Source organism: Vibrio rubrogenes, from assembly GCF_059641415.1.
In genome coordinates, this window is record NZ_JCARSY010000024.1 from 36,977 (window position 1) to 60,700 (window position 23,724).

Annotated in this window: 9 protein-coding genes; 6 read left to right on the plus strand and 3 right to left on the minus strand. The window is 51.0% G+C overall.

Going from position 1 to position 23,724, the window contains the following annotated elements:
* Nucleotides 1–107: 107 nt before the first annotated feature.
* A complete protein-coding gene (locus tag AC55NX_RS15310; protein ID WP_496996513.1) occupies nt 108–1,088 on the minus strand; it encodes a chemotaxis protein in 981 nt (326 codons plus the stop codon).
* Nucleotides 1,089–1,599: 511 nt separating this feature from the next.
* Here AC55NX_RS15310 and AC55NX_RS15315 point away from each other — a divergent pair.
* The 3 genes from AC55NX_RS15315 to pilW all read left to right on the plus strand — a co-directional run bounded on the left by AC55NX_RS15315 (nt 1,600) and on the right by pilW (nt 3,864).
* The gene (locus AC55NX_RS15315; protein WP_059120908.1) at nt 1,600–1,830 is read left to right on the plus strand and encodes a hypothetical protein; all 231 of its coding nucleotides are present in this window, start codon (nt 1,600–1,602) and stop codon (nt 1,828–1,830) included.
* Between the two features lie 288 nt (nt 1,831–2,118).
* Nucleotides 2,119–3,060 carry a homoserine O-acetyltransferase MetA gene (metA, locus tag AC55NX_RS15320; RefSeq protein ID WP_059120909.1) on the plus strand — a complete coding sequence of 314 codons (942 nt, stop codon included), beginning with the start codon at nt 2,119–2,121 and terminating at the stop codon, nt 3,058–3,060.
* Between the two features lie 144 nt (nt 3,061–3,204).
* Nucleotides 3,205–3,864 carry a type IV pilus biogenesis/stability protein PilW gene (gene pilW, locus AC55NX_RS15325; protein WP_496996514.1) on the plus strand — a complete coding sequence of 220 codons (660 nt, stop codon included), beginning with the start codon at nt 3,205–3,207 and terminating at the stop codon, nt 3,862–3,864.
* 655 nt (nt 3,865–4,519) lie between these two features.
* Here pilW and AC55NX_RS15330 read toward each other — a convergent pair.
* Nucleotides 4,520–5,392, minus strand: a complete 873-nt coding sequence (locus AC55NX_RS15330; protein ID WP_496996515.1) for a LysR family transcriptional regulator — start codon at nt 5,390–5,392, stop codon at nt 4,520–4,522.
* Between the two features lie 96 nt (nt 5,393–5,488).
* Between AC55NX_RS15330 and AC55NX_RS15335 the strand changes: the two genes are divergently transcribed.
* Nucleotides 5,489–6,694, plus strand: coding sequence for an MFS transporter (locus AC55NX_RS15335; protein ID WP_496996516.1), 1,206 nt, complete (start codon nt 5,489–5,491; stop codon nt 6,692–6,694).
* 49 nt (nt 6,695–6,743) lie between these two features.
* On the plus strand, nt 6,744–7,316 hold the full coding sequence (locus AC55NX_RS15340) for a DUF1415 domain-containing protein (protein ID WP_496996517.1): 573 nt from the start codon (nt 6,744–6,746) through the stop codon (nt 7,314–7,316).
* Nucleotides 7,317–7,387: 71 nt separating this feature from the next.
* On the opposite strand, the gene AC55NX_RS15345 is transcribed toward AC55NX_RS15340, so the two are convergent.
* Nucleotides 7,388–22,375 (minus strand): cadherin-like domain-containing protein, encoded by a 14,988-nt coding sequence (locus AC55NX_RS15345; protein WP_496996518.1) that lies wholly within the window; start codon nt 22,373–22,375, stop codon nt 7,388–7,390.
* Nucleotides 22,376–22,809: 434 nt separating this feature from the next.
* Here AC55NX_RS15345 and AC55NX_RS15350 point away from each other — a divergent pair.
* On the plus strand, nt 22,810–23,724 hold a 915-nt coding region (locus AC55NX_RS15350; protein WP_496996519.1), incomplete at its 3' end, for a TolC family outer membrane protein.

Sequence of the window (23,724 nt, forward strand, 5' to 3'; positions counted from 1 at the left end):
GGGCCGGAAACGCACCATCCAAACACATCAACCGTCTGATAAAACAGTATCCCCAACCAAACGAAATACTCAATCAAAGCCGACAACATGGATACTCACGGCTTTAGTCATTCAGTCCCAAAAATATACTGATCCATCATGCCGACCAATTTACCGATCTCCGGTTTGGTAATCGTATCATTGGCTCCCAGTGTCAACGCTTTATGACGGTTATCATCACTCATCAGAGAAGAGAACATTACAATGGGGATCTCACGATATGAATTGTTGTCTCTCAACCGTTTCACCAAATGCATCCCATCCATACGAGGCATTTCTACATCTGTCACCACCGCATCAATCAGCTCTCGAACCTGAACGCCTTCTTTCTCAGCAGCTTGTTCAATATTCATTAGCTTTTCAAAAGCCTCACCACCATCTTTACAGGCAATAACGTTGTAACCGGCAGAACTCAGCGTATCTTGGATCAGACTACGAATAAATGCAGAATCATCCACAACCATTACGGTCTTCGCATTTCTTTTGCTCACCATTTTTTGATTCAGGTCGATGCTTTTATCCACTCTGACATCATACTTTTCCATACTCAGTTCAGGGTTAATATCTGCAATGATTTTTTCAAAATCCAAAATCATAATCAGATGCCCTTCTTTGCGCACGACGGCAACAACACAATCTTGCTCGCCGGCTTCAAGAAACTGGCTTGGCGATTCAACATCATTCCAAGAGATGCGATGAATTCTGCTGACACTGTCGATTAAGAACCCATTCGTCATCCGGTTAAAATCCGTCACGATAACAAACTTGCTTTCAACATCCGGTGATTTCGGGATGCCAAGCCAGCCAGCCAGATCAACCAATGGGGTTAATATATCCCGAGAAGAAAATACACCAATCATATGTGGCTGAGCATTGGGATAATCTGTTGTTTCCGGGACCTGAATTACTTCCCGGACTTTCGCAACGTTAATACCGTAGTAACAAGTTTTGGTACCACCGTTCGGTAGACGTTTTTCTATATGAAACTCGATAATTTCAAGTTCATTGGTGCCGCTTTCTGTCAAGATCGTACTAGTTGGATGACTCATACCACTCTACTTCTATTCTGGATTGATCCGGGCTGTAAAAACAGCAAATTTAACATTTGTTATTGTAGATCTTATCTACCCGAGTATCGTTATTTTATCGCTGAACGAACGAAAGAATATGACCAGTATCTTATTGTTTCATCTCAAACAAAAGTTTCTCTTCATCAGAGCTGCTCCGATCACATAGATGTTCCGTTATTCATATTGTCAGGATTTAGGAAAAATAACAATAAATTCATCAGCTAAGTCCGTGCCAGTATCATTGGTTAATTGACTCACACACGCAGCAGATACAGGAGGCTGTTATCACGAAAATAACTTTAAAAATTTCATCACAAATTTTGGCAAAGATCACAAGGAAATTGTGACTTATTCCCTTGGTATTGCCATATGGATTGTATACTTTTTATACGGGGTGTTGAAGCTATAGCATATATCATAAAATCATCCGAAAAGTATGTGATACACCATTGGGAAAAGATTGGAAGAGCAAAAATAGAAGGAACATACAATGAGACGTGACGAGCTAGGTATTTGTTTATCCCATGAGATGCTGGTAGACAATTTAGATTCAACTTTTACTTGTATCCGTGCTTATAAAGCCGTAGCTACAGATGTCGATGATTTGCCTCCTTTGCTTGCATTTCCTCAAATGAAAGGCAAAGACGTTCTATTATCGATGAAAGGTAAACATAAGCTGATATGGCGGGCTGACTTCTTTTGTCCCAGCTTTCATAAATAAACAAGTTTTATAAATAAATCTGACTATTGTCTATCATCTTATCCCTTGTCACCACAGATAGGCGAATCATTCGGTGCTAGATCTATCTGTGGTGATTTTTCGTCATATCTGTCGCTCTGATTTTACCTTTTCTATCGTTCGGCATGAAATCGGTAGTCATTGTTCAACCACCAATAACAATCAAATATCAGTTTACATGCGAGCTTGATTTTTTCTCGACATATGTGATCGATTCAGTTAAGTTTAGATGTATAGACGTCCAGATAGATTTATTGTGAGAGTGATATTGTGCCGATAAAGATTCCTGATCAACTTCCTGCAACGGATGTTCTTCTGCATGAGAACATTTTCGTCATGCATGAATCTCGAGCTTCTACGCAAGAAATCAGACCGCTCAAAGTACTGATACTGAATCTGATGCCCAAAAAAATTGAGACCGAAACTCAATTTTTACGCCTGCTCTCTAATAGTCCGCTGCAGGTAGATGTTGAACTTTTGCGCATCGATAACCGTCCTAGCCGCAATACACCCGAAGAACATTTAGATATGTTTTATCGGCAATTTGAGATGGTGAAAGATCGTTACTTCGACGGATTAATTGTGACAGGGGCGCCGCTGGGATTGGTTGCTTTTGAAGATGTCGTCTACTGGCAGCATCTGGAATCCATCATCCAATGGGCCAAAGATCATGTCACTTCAACTTTATATGTCTGTTGGGCTGTTCAGGCAGGACTCAACATTCTCTATGGATTGCCGAAGCTGACCCGTAAAGACAAGCTCTCCGGGGTTTATACGCATTCCCTACAGAAAGACTTTCATCCCCTGATTCGCGGATTTGATGACTCTTTTCTTGCCCCCCATTCCAGATATGCAGATTTCCCTGTCGATTACATTCGAGAAAATACCAGTCTCGATATTCTTGCTACCTCTGAAGATGCAGGGATGTATCTGGCAACCAGTCCGGATAAACGTCATGTGTTTGTGACCGGTCATCCTGAATATGATGCTTTTACACTACATGGTGAATATGTCCGGGATCTGGGTGAAGGCTTGGAGCCAACCATTCCAGTGAACTATTACCAGAATGATAATCCGGACAATCAACCCATCGCCAGTTGGCGGAGCCACGGACATCTGCTGTTTTCAAACTGGCTTAACTACTGTGTTTACCAGCAGACACCCTATGATCTGGAACATTTCAGTGAAGATAAGTTTACCAAAGATGATTAGAGCAACGTCATCTTATTCAAGAGCGGCCTGAATAAGGCCGCTCTTTTTTATCTGTGTCGCAAGATATACGCTGCCCTATTTTCTCCCCGAAGAATCGCTTTATCATCCCTCAGATAAACGAGGACGTGATTGAGCGGAGGCCGGATGGTACGTCGATTGATTCTAGGATGGTGGTTGGTCATTTCAGGTTGCAGCCATAGTGCGCCTTCAACTCCTGAGCGACACCGAATTGCAGATGCCAGAATTACCCTGAGTATTGCCTACCTTCAACGCCATGAACCTCAAAAAGCCCTGCTCAACCTGATACGGGCTGCCGACATCGCACCACATTATATTCGGTTGCAACTCGCGCAAGCCTATTACTATGAAAGAGTTGGTGAAACAGACAAAGCCAAACAACAATATGAACTGACATTGAACGAGCACCCGAATCATCCGGATGTATACAACAACTATGGGACATTTTTGTGCAAACAGGGGAATGTCAACCAGGCCCAACACTATTTCGCGCAAGTTTACTCGAGAACAAACTACCCTCAGATTGCTGCCGGCTATGAAAATGCCGCACTGTGCTCACTAAAAACCGGGAATACTTTGCAAGCAAAGAAGTTTTTTTTACAGGCACTGAATCATGATCCAAAGCGATTCCAGTCTCAGTTCTATCTCATCCAGATAGCAATCAAAGCCCGACGGTTCTCCGTTGCCAGAACACGTCTCGCTACATTTATTCAAGATTTCGGGACGACAGAACAATCGCTGGCATTTCAACGCCAGCTTGATCGAGAGACCGCAACCGACCGCTAATCACGAGGCGTCCTTGGCCAACGCATTGGATGATATGGTTTCAGCTTGTGTCGTTGTTTGTAATGGAGACGTCTACGTTTTAAAACATATTGCTTGCGGTGAATCCGCAAATATTCTCGAATCACCAGCCGAATGAATAAAATCAGTCCAATCGCAAGCATAATGCCAATAACGATCAGAGCAGGCCGGCATAACCAGTCTGGTTTACACGGTGCATAATAAAAGACCTGAATATCCATCATCAGACTCCTTTCAGGATAGCGGACTCTATCTATTATTCAGGCACAACAACGGATTATCTTCGCCTTATCGGTCGTTTTGAACGTTTGATCACGCGCTCAGATTTCAATCGATGCCTTTCTTTGTAATGTAATTTGCGGCGCTCCTGAACATATTTCGCACGATTCTTAATCCGAACATATTCACGAATGACGAGAATAATCAGCCAAAGAACCACACCTGCCATCACAACATAGAATGTAAACATCAAAGACCGACATAACCAGTAAGGTTGGCACGGTAGGTACATGTCAGCATCCATTTCAACCTCCCTGACATCTAGTTCAGTCTGAAACGAACTTCTTTAAACCTAGCACGATTTCAACATATACACATTGTTCTGACTAACATTTCACACTTTTGTACCAACTTCATCTCAAGACACATGATTTTTCACAAAGTGGATAAAGGCTTGATTTGCATAAGACAGATAACCATCATTACGCCACGCTAATGCCAAATGCACGGGCACGGGGGGCTCAAAAGGGATCGCACGAACACTCGGTTCTTGTTCCGTCACCAACTCAAGCAATGCACTGATTGCATATTCACACTTTACGATTCTTAAAATCATTGGTAACAGATTAGTTTCAAATGAAATCTGAGCATGAAAATTATGTGTCTGACAGGCTTGCTCAATGAATTCACGATGGTAATAGCCCGGTTGAAAAGTAACCAACTCATGTTGTAAAAATGTATCCAGACTGATGTGGGATGCGTCGGCCAACTCATGATGTTGACTGACCACGGCAACCATCTGTGATGTCAATAGTGGATCAACACTCAGTCCCTCTGGGATATCGCGGTTTAAAATCACCCCGATATCTAATTCTCCAGTCAACAACATGTTCCGGATTGACTGACCACCGGCCTCAACCACCGTCATTTTCAAATTCGGATAGTGACTCTTAAAAGCCATGACAATTTCAGGGAAAAAATAAGATCCCGTCATACTTGGCGTTCCCAAACGCACTTCACCTTTCACCAGTCCTTTCAACTCATCCATCGCCAGATGTGCATCATCAACCTGTTGTAAAATGCGTTGTGCGTACTCATACAGTACCTTGCCTTCATCAGTCATACTCACTTTGCGATCATCTCTTTTGAGCAAACGAGTCCCCAACTGCTGCTCAAATTTTTTAATCGAAATACTCAAAGCTGACTGAGCAATATGCAGTGACCGAGCCGCTGCAGTAAAACTCCCGAATTGAACAATCGTGGTGAAATATTTCAGTTGACGAATTTCCATGATATACAAATTATATAGCAACAATATTTTTAATATATTTTATTAATTAAGGCACTAATGTTACGTTGGTCACAGGATAACCGACAGGACAAATGAATGATCGAACGTCATACCCCTCAATATCGCCAAGTTTCTTTTGGATTAGCGCTCGGTGCTTTCATTGTCTTCTGTAATTTATATCTTTTTCAGCCCATTCTCCCCCACATGGCCGAACTCTATCACTTATCTGAAACGAAGGTTAACTGGCTCTTCGCAGCATCAACACTCGCTTTATCGGTCACTCTGGTGCCTTGGGCCATCTGCTCTGAAGTGTTCGGACGCCGGAAAATTATGATGATTGGCTTACTGACACTTCCTTTACTCGGTCTTGCCCTTCTGTTACATCCGACATGGTGGACTCTTGTAGCGGCACGTGCACTTACCGGGGTTGCGATCGCAGCTTTTGCCTCTGTTGCTGTCGCCTATATGGTTGAAGAATTCTCGCCTCAAGCCTTTCAAGCCGCAATTGGGAGCTATATTGCCGCGAATTCGTTGGGCGGGATCTGTGGACGAATTGCCGGGGGGAATCTTACTGATCGATTCAGTTGGGAAACAGCTGTCGCCGTGGTCAGCGTTTTGAGTATCGCTGGTGCATTATATGTTTATTTCCGGCTCCCGCCTCAGCAACATTTTACTCCTCGTAAAGGACAGTTTTTACAACATCAACGCTCAGTATTGATGCATCTTCGTCAACGTAAGCTGTGGCTGGCGATGTTGTTTGGCGGTGCAAACTTTGCCCTGTTTGTCAATCTGTACACCGTGATGGGGTTTCGTTTGGTAGCCGCCCCCTATTCAATTCCTGTCGGACTCGCATCACTGATCTTCATCTGTTATCTGGGAGGCACATTGAGTTCGCGTCTGACATCTTGTTGGCTTAAACATCATAATACCGTTTCCGGAATGATTGCCGGAACATGTCTCAGTCTATCCGGCATGTGGCTTGCAATGATTGAGTCACTGCCGATGCTCATGATAGCTTTAATCTGTATTAGCTCTGGCGCCTTCTTTAGTCATACATTGGCTTACGCTTGGGTCAGTCAACATGCCAAGCAGGCAAAAGCAACAGCGACCGCACTTTATTTGGTTCATTACTACTTGGGAGGGAGTTTTGGTGGGTTCTTTCTGATTGCTTGTTGGCAGTATGGCGGCTGGCATATGGTGGTCGCAGGAGGAACGGTTATCTATTTGTTCCTGTTTACCTTATGCTGGCAATTGAAAGAGTTCGATATTTTCCAAGCACAGCAACATACCAACTCCATCTAAATTTCATGGTATTCTGCCTGCAAATTTTTTCACGCGGTTATTTCACACTATGAACTCTCAATCAGAGCATACATTGATTCATCAAATGGTCGAGCAATGGCTGACACAAGTTGTCATCGGCCTAAACTTATGTCCTTTCGCAGCAAAACCGTATAAAAAGAAACAGATCAAAATCCATATTAGCCAAGCGCGGCAAGAAGAGCAATTACTGGAAGATATCTATCGGCAGTTGCTCGAGTTAGAGACGACTCCACCTGAACAGTTGGAAACGACGCTGGTTGTCGTGCCCCACTTTCTTTCATCGTTTGATGACTACAATCAGTTCATTGACTGGATCGATGCCCTGATCATGCAACATCAGTGGGAAGGTATTTATCAAGTCGCTACTTTTCACCCAGACTATTGCTTTGCCGGAAATTATCCTGAAGATGATGACAACCTCACCAACAAATCACCTTATCCGATCTACCATCTCATCCGTGAAGAAAGTATCGAGAAAGTCCTGACGCACTACCCTCAGCCCGAATTGATTCCTGAGCATAATATTCAACGGATAAAAAGCCTTACGCCTGAAGAAAAAAATAAATTATTCAACTACTTGATGACTAATTATTTAAAATAATCCCGATAAAAAAGCCAGCATAGGCACGCTACACTGGCTTTGTTTCATTGCTCCGCAAAAATGCAGATTTATCATGAATCGTGATATTTCACCGAGAACTCATGGTCATTAATAATCACCGCAATTGTACTGTTCGCATCAAAACTGGAGTCATGGCCAAAATCAGCAACATTGACATTGTTAATACTCAGATGAGTTTGTCCATGTTCAGATGTCACTTCAACATTTTGATCCAAGTATTGCTGAATTGCATCATCACTCTGATTATCTAAAACGTCAGCTAACAGATTCGATAAGTCAATCGCATCCTCACCGGTATGGAAATCCTGAATCTTATCGACCGAGGAAGAATCCAGAACAAACAGGTCTTTACCCGCACCACCAATCAACAGATCAGAACCATCTGCGTGATGGTCATCGAGCGAGCCGCCAATCAAGATATCATCACCTGCACCGCCAGAAAGATAATCTTCACCCGAACCACCAATCAGAATATCATTGCCATCCCGACCATACAGATGATCCCCATTATCTCCGCCATCCAGTAAGTCACCTTCGCTGCCATAACTGCTCACAAGGGTATCATCGCCGTGACCGCCCTGTAACCAATCTGCACCACCGAGGCCACCATCAATCCAGTCATCACCGCCACGACCATCAATATGGTCATCGTCCGATGAACCGACTAAATCATTATCTTTATGGTCACCGTCGGCTTGCCAATAATGATCGGCTTCGAATTGGGCGATTCGATCTTCATAACTCGCCGCCATTGCTTCATGGTCAGTAATCACATCCACAGAACCGGCAGCCGTTACATCACCATTTACGGTCGGATAAGCATCGCTACCCAGAACGGAATAATCCCCCGTCACACCATCTGTCACATCAGCCAAAGCAACGGTGAGTTGGTGAGCTCCACCTTGATCCCAATAGACAATTTCAACAGTCTGATATCCGGAACCATCAACGGTAAAGGTAAATGTATCGGTTGTTGCCGACTGAATCCCATCGTATTCAGCAACAACAACACCATTAATCTTAATCTGATAACCATCATCAGCAATGACCTTGATTGAATAAGTACCACTATCGAGCGCAACGCCCCCGGTTAAACGGACAACAGCATCTGATGAATTTTCCTTATTGTTGAAAATAACCGAGCGATCATCACCGGTGTCTTCCAGCCATTCTTCGAGATTTGTACGACCATTCAGCCAGTAGGCCGCATCGTAACTACCCAAATTATAGGCAAGTAAATCACTCTGGTAATCCACTTTTGTGGAAGTAAACTCAGCATTCGGATCCTGATTCTGGATAATCGCCAATGCATCAGCAAGGCTATCAACATTATTCCAGTGATTAGACCAACCTTCCTGATAGTTATAAAACTCCCCGTGAAGACCGGAACTCAACGACGCGGCAGAATGTCCGGAGACTTCAAAATTCAGTGAGCTGGTTGCGCTGTCACCATCATTATCCGTTACCACGTAGTTAAATGAATCGGTTGCTGTTGTTCCTTCATCCAGCGTAGCCAACGCATCTTCATTCACCTCATAAGTATAATGACCATCGGCATAAACCGTCAGCGTACCGTATTCTCCATGAATCACTGTGACACCATTATTTTCCGTGCCAGTTTCCCACGCGACTGAAGCCATACCGTCGGCACCGGCATCATAATCGATCGTCCCCGTTACGATTTGATCAGGATGCGAATCAGGATGGTAATTCAGACTTGCAACAAGTGTGTAAGACTCCGTATCACCTTCAGGCGTCACCACTGTTTTCGATATCGTACCGTCGTCTTTCTTAAAGCCTTCAATATCCAATCGATACATTACACCATCGATCTCGACGTCAACATAATCAGTCGTCAATGTAATTGAGTCACCATTCGTATCCGTATTATTTGCTGTTTCGTCATGATCAACATTCAAATGTAATGTAACCGACTGCGTCACACCATTAATCGTCACCTGAGTGACAATCGTTAATACCGTACTATCCAATGTGGATTCATAGCTCAAGATCGAACCATTCTGATGCACTAATGTTGCCAGTTCAAATGGTTGCCCTTCTGTATAACCATGTGATCCCTGTTGTGCTGGTGAGACCTGATAAGATGAATAACTCGTATCCCATGCACCTGAAGTTCCCCAAGCAACTCTCGTATCAGTTTGTTGGGTATGCCAGTCACCATTATCGAAAACAGAATTCTCTAGTGAAACCGTTGTGTCCGAAACGGAAAAATTAAAAGGTGCATCATCATCGTCTTCAACCACAACATCCATCGTATGTGAGTCCGGTGAATCGTCTTCAATCGAAACTTGAACGGATTGAGTCGAAACCGTTTGGCCATCATCCGCAGAGATACCAAAATCGACTTGAAGTGAATCTTCACCTGATGAGTCCGGATGATCGACTGATCCATACATATGAACCGTATATGAATAATCACCATCCCCCTCATCGGCAAGGCTAATCGTCAACACTGTTGTACCATTTGCCTGACCAATCAAAGAACCATCTTCCAGCAATGTCCAGATAATTGCGATGCCATGGCTATATAACGGGGTTGTCGGCGCTATAAGTGACAATGTCACAGAAGATGAGTCCGGGTCAGATACAGAAAAAGATCCTGACACTTGTCGAGCATTCGTTGTATCACGAGAACCGATAGTATCTGGATTCCCCTGAGCCAGACCTTCTTCAGAAATCGAGACTTGTTTTGCCGAATCCTCTAAAGAAATAACAGGCGCATCGTTGGTACCAGTAATATCAATTTCGATTTGCTGTGTGGTGCCGTCACTGGCGGTCAACGTAATCGTATCAGTGACTTGCTCCCCTTCAGCCAGCGACTGCGCTTTGCTTTGATCTAAGGTATAAGTCCACTGACCATCCACCAGTGTCAAACTGCCGTAAGCTCCACTTTCAGTGGTATCGGCAAACACCGGATTATCATCTACATCCGCATCATCAATCCCGATGGTGCCGCTCACTTGCACTACATCACCGACATCGCCTTCGGTCACCGCACCGGTGAAGGTGCCAGTCACTACTGGTGCATCATTAGTCCCAACCATGGTAATGGTCAGCGTGGTAGTTGTGGTCGCGCCGCGATCGTCGGTGACGGTCACCGGCACTTCGATCACCTGTGTCTCACCGGCGCTCAGCGCATCGTAACCGGAGGCGTCAAAACTGTAAGAGCCGTCGGCATTGAGCGTCAGTCCGTCCACGGTGGCTTCGGTGCTGAAAGTCAGACTCGCGTCCGCCGGTAAATCGACATCGGTGGCGGTGATGCTGCCGGTAATCCTCATATCTTCAGCAACAATACCCACCGCAGCCTGCGCTTGCGGTGCATCATTGGTCCCAACCACGGTAATGGTCAGCGTAGTGGTCGTGGTCGCACCGCGATCATCAGTCACCGTGATCGGTACTTCAATGACCTGTTTTTCACCGGCGCTCAGCGCATCGTAACCGGATGCGTCAAAACTGTAAGAGCCGTCGGCATTGAGCGTCAGTCCGTCCACGGTGGCTTCAGTGCTGAAAGTCAGACTCGCGTCCGCCAGTAAATCGACATCGCTGGCGGTGATGCTGCCGGTAATCCTCATATCTTCAGCAACAATACCCACCGCAGCCTGCGCTTGCGGTGCATCATTGGTCCCAACCACCGTAATGGTCAGCGTGGTGGTCGTGGTCGCACCGCGATCATCGGTCACCGTGATCGGTACTTCGATCACCTGTGTCTCACCGGCACCCAGTGCATCGTAACCGGATGCGTCAAAACTGTAAGAGCCGTCGGCATTGAGCGTCAGTCCGTCCACGGTGGCTTCGGTGCTGAAAGTCAGACTGGCGTCCGCCGCTAAATCGACATCGGTGGCGGTAATACTGCCGGTAATCCTCATATCTTCAGCAACAATACCCACCGCAGCCTGCGCTTGCGGTGCATCATTGGTCCCAACCACGGTAATGGTCAGCGTGGTGGTCGTGGTCGCACCGCGATCATCAGTCACCGTGATCGGTACTTCGATCACCTGTGTCTCACCGGCGCTCAGCGCATCGTAACCGGAGGCGTCAAAACTGTAAGAGCCGTCGGCATTGAGCGTCAGTCCGTCCACAGTGGCTTCGGTGCTGAAGGTCAGACTCGCGTCCGCCGGTAAATCGACATCGCTGGCGGTGATGCTGCCGGTAATCCTCATATCTTCAGCAACAATACCCACCGCAGCCTGCGCTTGCGGTGCATCATTGGTCCCAACCACGGTAATGGTCAGCGTGGTGGTCGTGGTCGCACCGCGATCATCAGTCACCGTGATCGGTACTTCGATCACCTGTTTTTCACCGGCGCTCAGCGCATCGTAACCGGAGGCATCAAAACTGTAAGAGCCGTCCGGGTTTAAGGTCAGACCGGGCACGGTGGCCTCAGTGCTGAAGGTCAGCGTGGCATCCGCCGCTAAATCGATATCGGTGGCGGTAATACTGCCGGTAATCCTCATATCTTCAGCAACAATACCCACCGCAGCCTGCGCTTGCGGTGCATCATTGGTCCCAATCACGGTAATGGTCAGCGTGGTGGTTGTGGTCGCGCCCTGATCATCGGTCACCGTGATCGGTACTTCGATCACCTGTTTTTCACCGGCGCTCAGCGCATCGTAACCGGAGGCGTCAAAACTGTAAGAGCCGTCCGGGTTTAAGGTCAGACCGGGCACGGTGGCCTCAGTGCTGAAGGTCAGACTGGCGTCCGCCGCTAAATCGACGTCGGTGGCGGTGATGCTGCCGATAATCCTCATATCTTCAGCAACAATACCCACCGCAGCCTGCGCTTGCGGTGCATCATTGGTCCCAACCACCGTAATGGTCAGCGTGGTGGTTGTGGTCGCGCCCTGATCGTCGGTAACGGTCACCGGCACTTCAATGACCTGCGTCTCGCCTTCACCCAGCGCGTCATAACCGGAGGCATCAAAGCTGTAAGAGCCGTCGGCATTGAGGGTCAGCCCGTCCACGGTGGCTTCGGTGCTGAAGGTCAGACTGGCATCGGCCGCTAAATCCACATCGCTGGCGGTAATGCTGCCGGTTACTGTGGCATCTTCGCTCACGGTCGCGGTGGCTGCCTCGGCAACCGGCGCGTCATTGGTGCCGGTCATGGTAATGGTCAGCGTGGTGGTTGTGGTCGCGCCCTGATCGTCAGTGACGGTCACCGGCACTTCAATCACCTGCGTCTCGCCCTCGCCCAGTGAATCATAGCCGGAGGCATCAAAGCTGTAAGAGCCGTCGGCATTGAGGGTCAGCCCGTCCACGGTTGATGTAGTACTGAAGGTCAGACTGGCATCTGCCGCTAAATCGACATCGCTGGCGGTAATGCTGCCGGTTACCGTGGCATCTTCGCTCACGGTCGCGGTGGCCGCCTCGGCAACCGGCGCGTCATTGGTGCCGGTTATGGTAATCGTCAGCGTGGTGGTCGCGGTCGCGCCCTGATCGTCGGTGACGGTCACCGGCACTTCGATGACCTGTGTCTCACCCTCGCCCAGTGCGTCATAACCAGAGGCATCAAAGCTGTAACTGCCGTCGGTATTAAGGGTCAGCCCGTCCACCGTCGATGTAGTGCTGAACGTCAGGCTGGCATCCGCCGCTAAATCCACATCGCTGGCGGTAATGCTGCCGGTTACCGTGGCATCTTCGCTCACAGTATTTGTGGCCGCCTCGGCAACCGGTGCATCGTTGGTGCCGGTTATGGTAATGGTCAGCGTGGTGGTCGCGGTGGCGCCCTGATCGTCGGTCACAGTCACCGGCACTTCGATGACCTGCGTCTCACCCTCACTCAGCACGTCATAACCGGAGGCATCAAAACTGTAAGAGCCGTCGGCATTAAGGGTCAGCCCATCCACCGTTGATGTGGTGCTGAACGTCAGCGTGGCATCCGCCGCTAAATCGACATCGCTGGCGGTAATACTGCCGGTTACCGTGGCATCTTCGCTCACGGTCGCGGTGGCCGCCTCGGCAACCGGCGCGTCATTGGTACCGGTTATGGTAATCGTCAGCGTGGTGGTTGTGGTCGCACCCTGCTCGTCAGTGACGGTCACCGGCACTTCAATCACCTGCGTCTCGCCCTCGCCCAGTGAATCATAGCCGGAAGCATCAAAGCTGTAAGAGCCGTCGGCATTGAGGGTCAGACCGTCCACGGTAGATTCAGTGCTGAAGGTCAGCGTGGCGTCCGCCGCTAAATCGACATCGCTGGCGGTAATGCTGCCAGTCACCGTGGCATCTTCGCTCACGGTATTTGTGGCCGCTTCAGCAACCGGCGCGTCATTGGTGCCGGTCACGGTAATAGTCAGCGTGGTGGTTGTGGTCGCGCCCTGATCGTCGGTGACGGTTACCGGCACTTCAATCACCTGCGTCTCACCGTCGCCCAGCGCGTCATAACCGGAGGCATCAAAGCTGTAACTACCATCGGCATTAAGGGTCAGCCCGTCCACGGTGGCTTCGGTGCTGAAGGTCAGCGTGGCATCTGCCGCTAAATCGACATCGCTGGCGGTAATACTGCCGCTAATACTTGCATCTTCAGTAACTGTATTTGTCGCTGCCTGCGCAACCGGTGCATCGTTGGTGCCGGTCACGGTAATCGTGAGTGTCGTACTCGTAGTGGCGCCCTGATCGTCGGTCACGGTCACCGGTACTTCAATCACCTGCGTCTCGCCCTCGCCCAACGCGTCATAACCGGACGCATCAAAGCTGTAACTGCCGTCGGCATTGAGCGTCAGCCCGTCCACCGTTGATGTGGTGCTGAAGGTCAGCGTGGCGTCCGCCGCTAAATCGACATCGCTGGCAGTAATACTGCCGCTAATACTTGCATCTTCAGTAACTGTATTTGTCGCTGCCTGCGCAACCGGCGCGTCATTGGTGCCGGTCACGGTAATGGTCAGCGTGGTGGTTGTGGTCGCGCCCTGATCGTCGGTAACGGTCACCGGCACTTCGATGACCTGCGTCTCGCCTTCACCCAGCGCGTCATAACCGGACGCATCAAAGCTGTAAGAGCCGTCAGCATTAAGGGTCAGCCCGGGAACATTTGATTCGGTGGTAAACACCAGCGCTTGACCGTCGGGTAAATCGACATCGCTGGCGGTGATACTGCCGGTTACCGTGGCATCTTCGCTCACGGTCGCCGTGGCCGCCTCGGCAACCGGCGCGTCATTGGTGCCGGTCACGGTAATCGTGAGTGTCGTACTCGTAGTGGCGCCCTGATCGTCAGTGACGGTCACCGGTACTTCAATCACCTGCGTCTCGCCCTCGCCCAGCGCGTCATAACCGGAGGCATCAAAGCTGTAAGAGCCGTCGGCATTAAGGGTCAGCCCGTCCACCGTTGATGTAGTGCTGAAGGTCAGCGTGGCGTCCGCCGCTAAATCGACATCGGAAGCGGTGATACTGCCGGTAATACTTGCATCTTCAGTAACTGTATTTGTCGCTGCCTGCGCAACCGGTGCGTCATTGGTGCCGGTCACGGTAATCGTCAGCGTGGTGGTTGCCGTCGCACCCTGATCATCGGTGACGGTCACCGGTACTTCAATCACCTGCGTCTCACCCTCGCCCAGCGCATCATAACCGGAGGCGTCAAAGCTGTAAGAGCCGTCGGCATTAAGGGTCAGTCCGTCCACGGTCGCTTCGGTGCTGAAGGTCAGCGTCGCATCTGCCGCTAAATCCACATCGCTGGCGGTAATGCTGCCGGTTACGGTGGCATCTTCGCTCACGGTCGCGGTGGCCGCCTCGGCAACCGGTGCGTCATTGGTGCCGGTCACGGTAATCGTCAGCGTGGTGGTCGCGGTCGCGCCCTGATCGTCGGTGACCGTCACCGGTACTTCAATCACCTGCGTCTCACCCTCGCCCAAAGCGTCATAACCGGAGGCATCAAAACTGTAAGAGCCGTCGGCATTAAGGGTCAGACCGGGAACATTTGATTCGGTGGTAAACACCAGCGCTTGACCGTCGGGTAAATCGACATCGCTGGCGGTGATACTGCCGGTTACGCTGGCATCTTCGCTCACGGTCGCCGTGGCCGCCTCGGCAACCGGTGCATCGTTGGTACCGGTCACGGTAATCGTGAGTGTCGTACTCGTAGTCGCGCCCTGATCATCAGTGACGGTCACCGGTACTTCAATCACCTGCGTCTCACCCTCGCCCAGCGCATCATAACCGGACGCATCAAAGCTGTAACTGCCGTCGGCATTGAGGGTCAGACCGGGGACATTTGATTCGGTGGTAAACACCAGCGCTTGACCGTCGGGTAAATCGACATCGCTGGCGGTGATACTGCCGGTTACCGTGGCATCTTCGCTCACGGTCGCCATGGCTGCCTCGGCAACCGGTGCATCGTTGGTGCCGGTTATGGTAATGGTCAGCGTGGTGGTCGTAGTGGCGCCCTGATCGTCAGTGACGGTCACCGGCACTTCAATCACCTGCGTCTCGCCTTCACCCAACGCGTCATAACCGGACGCATCAAAGCTGTAACTGCCGTCGGCATTAAGGGTCAGCCCGTCCACCGTTGATGTGGTGCTGAAGGTCAGCGTGGCGTCCGCCGCTAAATCCACATCGCTGGCGGTAATACTGCCGGTCACCGTAGCATCTTCGCTCACGGTCGCCGTGGCCGCCTCGGCAACCGGCGCGTCATTGGTGCCGGTTATGGTAATCGTCAGCGTGGTAGTTGTGGTCGCGCCCTGATCGTCGGTGACGGTCACCGGCACTTCGATGACCTGCGTCTCGCCTTCGCCCAGCGCATCATAACCGGAGGCATCAAAGCTGTAACTACCATCGGCATTAAGGGTCAGCCCGTCCACGGTCGCTTCGGTGCTGAAGGTCAGCGTGGCATCGGCCGCTAAATCGACATCGCTGGCGGTAATGCTGCCGGTTACGGTAGCATCTTCGCTCACAGTATTTGTGGCCGCCTCGGCAACCGGTGCATCGTTGGTACCGGTCACGGTAATCGTGAGTGTCGTACTCGTAGTCGCGCCCTGATCGTCGGTGACCGTCACCGGTACTTCAATCACCTGCGTCTCGCCCTCGCCCAGCGCGTCATAACCGGAGGCATCAAAGCTGTAAGAGCCGTCTGGGTTTAAGGTCAGTCCGTCCACCGTTGATGTAGTGCTGAAGGTCAGGCTGGCATCCGCCGCTAAATCGACATCGCTGGCGGTAATGCTGCCGGTTACGGTGGCATCTTCGCTCACGGTCGCCGTGGCCGCCTCGGCAACCGGCGCGTCATTGGTGCCGGTCACGGTAATGGTCAGCGTGGTGGTCGTAGTGGCGCCCTGATCGTCGGTGACGGTCACCGGCACTTCGATGACCTGCGTCTCGCCCTCGCCCAACGCGTCATAACCGGAGGCATCAAAGCTGTAACTGCCGTCGGCATTGAGCGTCAGCCCGTCCACCGTTGATGTGGTGCTGAAGGTCAGCGTGGCGTCCGCCGCTAAATCGACATCGCTGGCGGTAATACTGCCGGTCACCGTTGCATCTTCAGTGACCGACGCCGTAGCCGCCTCGGCAATCGGCGCGTCATTGGTACCGGTCACGGTAATGGTCAGCGTGGTGGTCGTGGTCGCGCCCTGATCGTCAGTGACGGTCACCGGCACTTCGATGACCTGTGTCTCACCCTCGCCCAGCGCGTCATAACCGGAGGCATCAAAGCTGTAAGAGCCGTCCGCATTAAGGGTCAGCCCATCCACGGAGGACTCGGTACTGAAGGTCAGCGTCGCATCGGCCGCTAAATCCACATCGCTGGCGGTAATGCTGCCGGTCACCGTGGCATCTTCAGTCACGGTATTTGTGGCCGCCTGCGCAACCGGTGCATCGTTGGTGCCGGTCACGGTAATGGTCAGCGTGGTAGTTGCCGTCGCACCCTGATCGTCGGTGACGGCCACCGGCACTTCAATCACCTGCGTCTCGCCTTCACCCAGCGCGTCATAACCGGAGGCATCAAAACTGTAAGAGCCGTCGGCATTGAGCGTCAGTCCGTCCACGGTTGATGTGGTGCTGAACGTCAGCGTGGCATCCGCCGCTAAATCGACATCGGAAGCGGTAATGCTGCCGCTAATACTTGCATCTTCAGTCACGGTATTTGTGGCCGCCTGCGCAACCGGTGCATCGTTGGTGCCGATCACGGTAATGGTCAGCGTGGTAGTTGCCGTCGCACCCTGATCGTCGGTGACGGCCACCGGCACTTCAATCACCTGCGTCTCGCCCTCGCCCAACGCGTCATAACCGGACGCATCAAAGCTGTAAGAGCCGTCGGCATTGAGCGTCAGTCCGTCCACCGTTGATGTAGTACTGAAGGTCAGACTGGCATCGGCCGCTAAATCGACATCACTGGCGGTGATACTGCCGGTCACCGTGGCATCTTCGCTCACAGTCGCGGTGGCCGCCTCGGCAACCGGCGCATCGTTGGTGCCGGTCACGGTAATGGTCAGCGTGGTGGTTGTGGTCGCCCCCTGATCATCGGTCACCGTGATCGGTACTTCAATGACCTGCGTCTCACCGGCGCCCAGCGCATCGTAATCGGAGGCGTCAAAACTGTAAGAGCCGTCCGGGTTTAAGGTCAGACCGGGCACGGTGGCCTCAGTGCTGAAGGTCAGACTGGCGTCCGCCGCTAAATCCACATCGCTGGCGGTAATACTGCCGGTTACCGTGGCATCTTCGCTCACAGTCGCGGTGGCCGCCTCGGCAACCGGCGCGTCATTGGTGCCGGTTATGGTAATCGTCAGCGTGGTGGTGGTGGTCGCGCCCTGATCGTCGGTGACGGTCACCGGCACTTCAATCACCTGCGTCTCGCCGTCGCCCAGCGCGTCATAACCGGAGGCATCAAAACTGTAACTGCCGTCGGCATTAAGGGTCAGCCCGTCCACCGTTGATGTGGTGCTGAACGTCAGGCTGGCATCGGCCGCTAAATCCACATCGCTGGCGGTAATGCTGCCGGTTACGGTGGCATCTTCGCTCACGGTATTTGTGGCCGCCTCGGCAACCGGTGCATCGTTGGTGCCGGTTATGGTAATGGTCAGCGTGGTGGTTGCCGTCGCGCCCTGCTCGTCGGTCACAGTCACCGGCACTTCAATCACCTGCGTCTCGCCGTCGCCCAGTGCATCATAACCGGAGGCATCAAAACTGTAAGAGCCGTCGGCATTGAGGGTCAGTCCGTCCACCGTTGATGTAGTACTGAAGGTCAGCGTGGCATCGGCCGCTAAATCGACATCGCTGGCGGTAATGTTGCCGATTACCGTGGCATCTTCGCTCACGGTCGCGGTGGCTGCCTCGGCAACCGGTGCATCGTTGGTGCCGGTTACGGTAATCGTGAGTGTCGTACTCGTAGTGGCGCCCTGATCGTCGGTGACGGTCACCGGTACTTCAATCACCTGCGTCTCGCCCTCGCCCAATGCGTCATAACCGGACGCGTCAAAGCTGTAACTGCCGTCGGCATTAAGGGTCAGCCCGTCCACCGTTGATGTAGTACTGAAGGTCAGCGTGGCATCCGCCGCTAAATCCACATCGCTGGCGGTAATGCTGCCGGTCACCGTGGCATCTTCGCTCACAGTCGCCGTAGCCGCCTCGGCAACCGGCGCGTCATTGGTGCCGGTCACGGTAATGGTCAGCGTGGTGGTCGCGGTCGCGCCCTGATCATCGGTCACCGTGATCGGTACTTCAATCACCTGTGTCTCGCCCTCGCCCAAAGCGTCATAACCGGAGGCATCAAAACTGTAAGAGCCGTCGGCATTAAGGGTCAGACCGGGAACATTTGATTCGGTGGTAAACACCAGCGCTTGACCGTCGGGTAAATCGACATCGCTGGCGGTGATACTGCCGGTTACGCTGGCATCTTCGCTCACGGTCGCCGTGGCCGCCTCGGCAACCGGCGCGTCATTGGTGCCGGTCACGGTAATGGTCAGTGTGGTGGTTGTGGTCGCGCCCTGATCGTCGGTGACCGTCACCGGCACTTCAATCACCTGCGTCTCGCCTTCGCCCAGCGCGTCATAACCGGAGGCATCAAAACTGTAACTACCGTCCGCATTGAGCGTCAGTCCGTCCACGGTCGCTTCGGTGCTGAACGTCAGCGTGGCATCCGCCGCTAAATCCACATCGCTGGCGGTAATGCTGCCGGTTACCGTGGCATCTTCGCTCACGGTCGCGGTGGCCGCCTCGGCAACCGGCGCGTCATTGGTGCCGGTTACGGTAATCGTCAGCGTGGTGGTCGCGGTGGCGCCCTGATCGTCGGTGACGGTCACCGGCACTTCGATGACCTGTGTCTCACCCTCGCCCAGCGCGTCATAACCGGACGCATCAAAGCTGTAACTGCCGTCGGCATTAAGGGTCAGTCCGTCCACCGTTGATGTAGTGCTGAAGGTCAGCGTGGCATCGGCCGCTAAATCCACATCGCTGGCGGTAATGCTGCCGGTCACCGTGGCATCTTCGCTCACAGTCGCCGTGGCCGCCTGGGCAACCGGCGCGTCATTGGTACCGGTCACGGTAATGGTCAGCGTGGTGGTCGCGGTCGCGCCCTGATCATCGGTCACCGTGATCGGTACTTCAATCACCTGTGTCTCGCCCTCGCCCAGTGAATCATAACCGGAGGCATCAAAGCTGTAACTACCGTCCGGGTTTAAGGTCAGTCCGTCAACAGTCGATGTAGTGCTGAAAGTCAGGCTGGCATCGGCCGCTAAATCCACATCGCTGGCGGTGATACTGCCGGTCACCGTGGCATTTTCGCTCACGGTCGCGATGGCTGCCTCGGCAACCGGCGCGTCATTGGTGCCGGTTATGGTAATGGTCAGCGTGGTGGTCGCGGTCGCGCCCTGATCGTCGGTGACGGTCACCGGCACTTCAATCACCTGCGTCTCGCCGTCGCCCAGCGCATCATAACCGGAGGCATCAAAACTGTAAGAGCCGTCGGCATTGAGGGTCAGACCGGGAACATTTGATTCGGTGGTAAACACCAGCGCTTGACCGTCGGGTAAATCGACATCGCTGGCGGTGATACTGCCGGTCACCGTGGCATTTTCGCTCACGGTCGCCGTGGCCGCTTCGGCAACCGGTGCGTCATTGGTGCCGGTTATGGTAATGGTCAGCGTGGTGGTTGCGGTGGCACCCTGATCGTCAGTGACGGTCACCGGCACTTCAATCACCTGTGTCTCGCCTTCACCCAGCGCGTCATAACCGGAGGCATCAAAACTGTAAGAGCCGTCGGCATTGAGGGTCAGACCGGGGACATTTGATTCGGTGGTAAACACCAGCGCTTGACCGTCGGGTAAATCGACATCGCTGGCGGTAATGCTGCCGGTTACGGTGGCATCTTCGCTCACGGTCGCGGTGGCCGCCTCGGCAACCGGTGCATCATTGGTACCGGTCACGGTAATCGTCAGCGTGGTGGTCGTGGTGGCACCCTGATCATCGGTGACCGTCACCGGTACTTCGATGACCTGCGTCTCGCCCTCACCCAGTGCATCATAACCGGACGCATCAAAGCTGTAAGAGCCGTCGGCATTAAGGGTCAGACCGGGGACATTTGATTCGGTGGTAAACACCAGCGCTTGACCATCGGGTAAATCGACATCGCTGGCGGTGATACTGCCGGTCACCGTGGTATCTTCGCTCACGGTCGCGGTGGCCGCCTCGGCAACCGGCGCGTCATTGGTGCCGGTTATGGTAATCGTCAGCGTGGTGGTTGTGGTCGCACCCTGATCATCGGTGACCGTCACCGGCACTTCAATCACCTGCGTCTCACCCTCGCCCAGCGCGTCATAACCGGAGGCATCAAAGCTGTAACTGCCGTCGGCATTGAGGGTCAGACCGGGAACATTTGATTCGGTGGTAAACACCAGCGCTTGACCGTCGGGTAAATCGACATCGCTGGCGGTGATACTGCCGGTCACGGTAGCATCTTCGCTCACAGTCGCGGTGGCCGCCTCGGCAACCGGTGCATCGTTGGTGCCGGTCACGGTAATCGTCAGCGTGGTGGTTGCCGTCGCGCCCTGCTCGTCGGTGACGGTCACCGGCACTTCAATCACCTGCGTCTCGCCTTCGCCCAGTGCGTCATAACCGGATGCATCAAAACTGTAAGAGCCGTCGGCATTGAGGGTCAGCCCGGGAACATTTGATTCGGTGGTAAACACCAGCGCTTGACCATCGGGTAAATCGACATCGCTGGCGGTGATACTGCCGGTCACCGTGGCATCTTCGCTGACCGATGTCGTTGCCGCTTGGGCAACCGGCGCATCGTTGGTACCAACAATATTAATGACAATATTCTGTGTGGTTCCGTCACTGGCCGTTATCGTAATGGTATCACTAACTCTTTCCCCTTCACTCAGATCTTGAACACGACTTTGATCCAGTGTGTACGTCCACTGTCCATTGACGAGACTCAGACTTCCGTAAGTACCATCGAGAGTCGTATCAGCAAATACAGGATTATCGTTTGGATCTGCATCACTGATACTCAGCGAACCGCTTGTCTGGACAACATCTCCGATATCACCTTCTGTAACATCACCTGTAGATGTGCCGGATACAATAGATGCTGAATCAGCAGTATTAGTATTAGCCGATGTGGATGTGGATGCTGACTCTGATGATAATGTATTGAAAACATCAAGTAGTGCGAGACCTTGCGTGGTTGATAGCGATAGGCTAGAGAAGCGATAGAGGCCTTGTGTACTAAAATCAGTTTGTGCGATGAGTTCGTCGTTAATCGCTTCGACCGTAGCACTTGTCGACAAACTGGACCCAGAAGTACTACCAGCAGCCGGGGCAAACTCTCCACCTAACTGTGTAGGGTCGTTTCCTTGCTCGATCGCTGTAAGTAATTGGTTAACATCATCCGTAATATCAACTTTATCGCCATTCGGTGTAACAATCTTAGCGTTAAGAGCAGTATATTCATCATGATTTAAAAAGTTTCCACCTTCTAAAATAACCACTCCCGGCGGAATAATCTCTCCGGGTTTGATCGTAATGACGTTTCCATCCTGATCGATGATAATTACTTGGTCTTTTGCTACATCAGGTAGAGAAATCTTTGACTCAAACCTCATAGGTGGCGCCTCTAAATCACTTATAGATCAATGGGATAATACTAAACATAACGCATAACCATCGGTTTTTAATCGATACACCTGACAGTCACTATATTGCGTATACTTATTGATTGTATATCATACAGTAGTTTAACACCACATTCGTGGCACAAGTCACATTATTATGAGAGTGTTTTTTACAATAATAGCTTGTCCTTATGACACTACTTTTTTGAAAATTTCAGACAATCGCTTTTAGACATCTGAAAAAAACTAAAAAAGTTATATACTTGTATTTCTATATTAATATCGGTGTTATCACTGAACATTTTTAGAAAATTAAATCTTGCTATCATTATATTCTCACCAATGAGATCGATTTTTGCGTAGGCTGAGCACTTTCAGACGATATCTTGTATATCTAGTGCAATTAGTCTAATAGGAGGAATTCTTTGAAAACATTCCTACTCAAAGTTGTTGTATTTTTTGCTGTATTCATCAATGGTAATGTTCTCGCACAATCACTTGAGCAAGCGGTCTCTGTTACACTGGCGACAAACCCAGAATTGGAAAGTTCATTCAATCAGTATCAAAGTAAATTACAAAATTCGAGAGCATCCCAGGGAGCTTATCTACCTAAAATAGATTTAGATGGAGGGATCGGATACGAAGGAATCGGACCTGCGCCTACAAATACCAAAGAAGATACTGATTTAACAAGAAAAGAAGTCACCATATCCTTAACTCAATTGATTTGGGATGGTTCTTCAACCATGAACGATATGGGTAGAACCTCAGCCGAGGCGGAAGCAAGTCGCTATCAACTATTAGCTGATGCGGCAGATAAAGCGCTGGAAGTGACAAAATTATATCTGGATGCTGAGGAAGCAAGTGATGTATTAAAACTATCCGAAGCAAACTTACAAATACATAAGAAAATATACCGGGATATTAAACGCAGAACAGAGTCGGGACTGGGCTCCACCGCAGATGTAACCCAAGTTGAGGCTCGTGTTGCAAAAGCTGAGGCGAACTTGTTGGCCGCTCAAAACAACCTCTTTGAAACCCATTCAAAATTCAAAGAAACGGTTGGAGAAGAGCCGGTTGATCTCATTTTTCCCCAAGCCAATCAGGAACAAATTCCTCACAACTTTCAGAATGCGAAAGATCAAGCACTTAAATCACACCCGATTCTGAAAGTAACACAACAGAATATCGCAGCAGCTCGTTACCAATATAAGCAAAATCAGTCACCGTATTATCCGAGTATCTCTTTGCAAGCCAACCATAGTATCAGAGATGATGCAGCGGGTTATCTCGGAAATAGTACAGAAACAACAGCGATGATACGGGTGCATTATAATCTA

Bases quoted from the DNA above. Each gene is read 5' to 3' on its own strand.
- AC55NX_RS15310 (WP_496996513.1), bottom strand. From the start codon at position 1,088: ATGAGTCATCCAACTAGTACGATCTTGACAGAAAGCGGCACCAATGAA.
- AC55NX_RS15315 (WP_059120908.1), top strand. From the start codon at position 1,600: ATGAGACGTGACGAGCTAGGTATTTGTTTATCCCATGAGATGCTGGTA.
- pilW (WP_496996514.1), top strand. From the start codon at position 3,205: ATGGTACGTCGATTGATTCTAGGATGGTGGTTGGTCATTTCAGGTTGC.
- AC55NX_RS15330 (WP_496996515.1), bottom strand. From the start codon at position 5,392: ATGGAAATTCGTCAACTGAAATATTTCACCACGATTGTTCAATTCGGG.
- AC55NX_RS15335 (WP_496996516.1), top strand. From the start codon at position 5,489: ATGATCGAACGTCATACCCCTCAATATCGCCAAGTTTCTTTTGGATTA.
- AC55NX_RS15340 (WP_496996517.1), top strand. From the start codon at position 6,744: ATGAACTCTCAATCAGAGCATACATTGATTCATCAAATGGTCGAGCAA.
- AC55NX_RS15345 (WP_496996518.1), bottom strand. From the start codon at position 22,375: ATGAGGTTTGAGTCAAAGATTTCTCTACCTGATGTAGCAAAAGACCAA.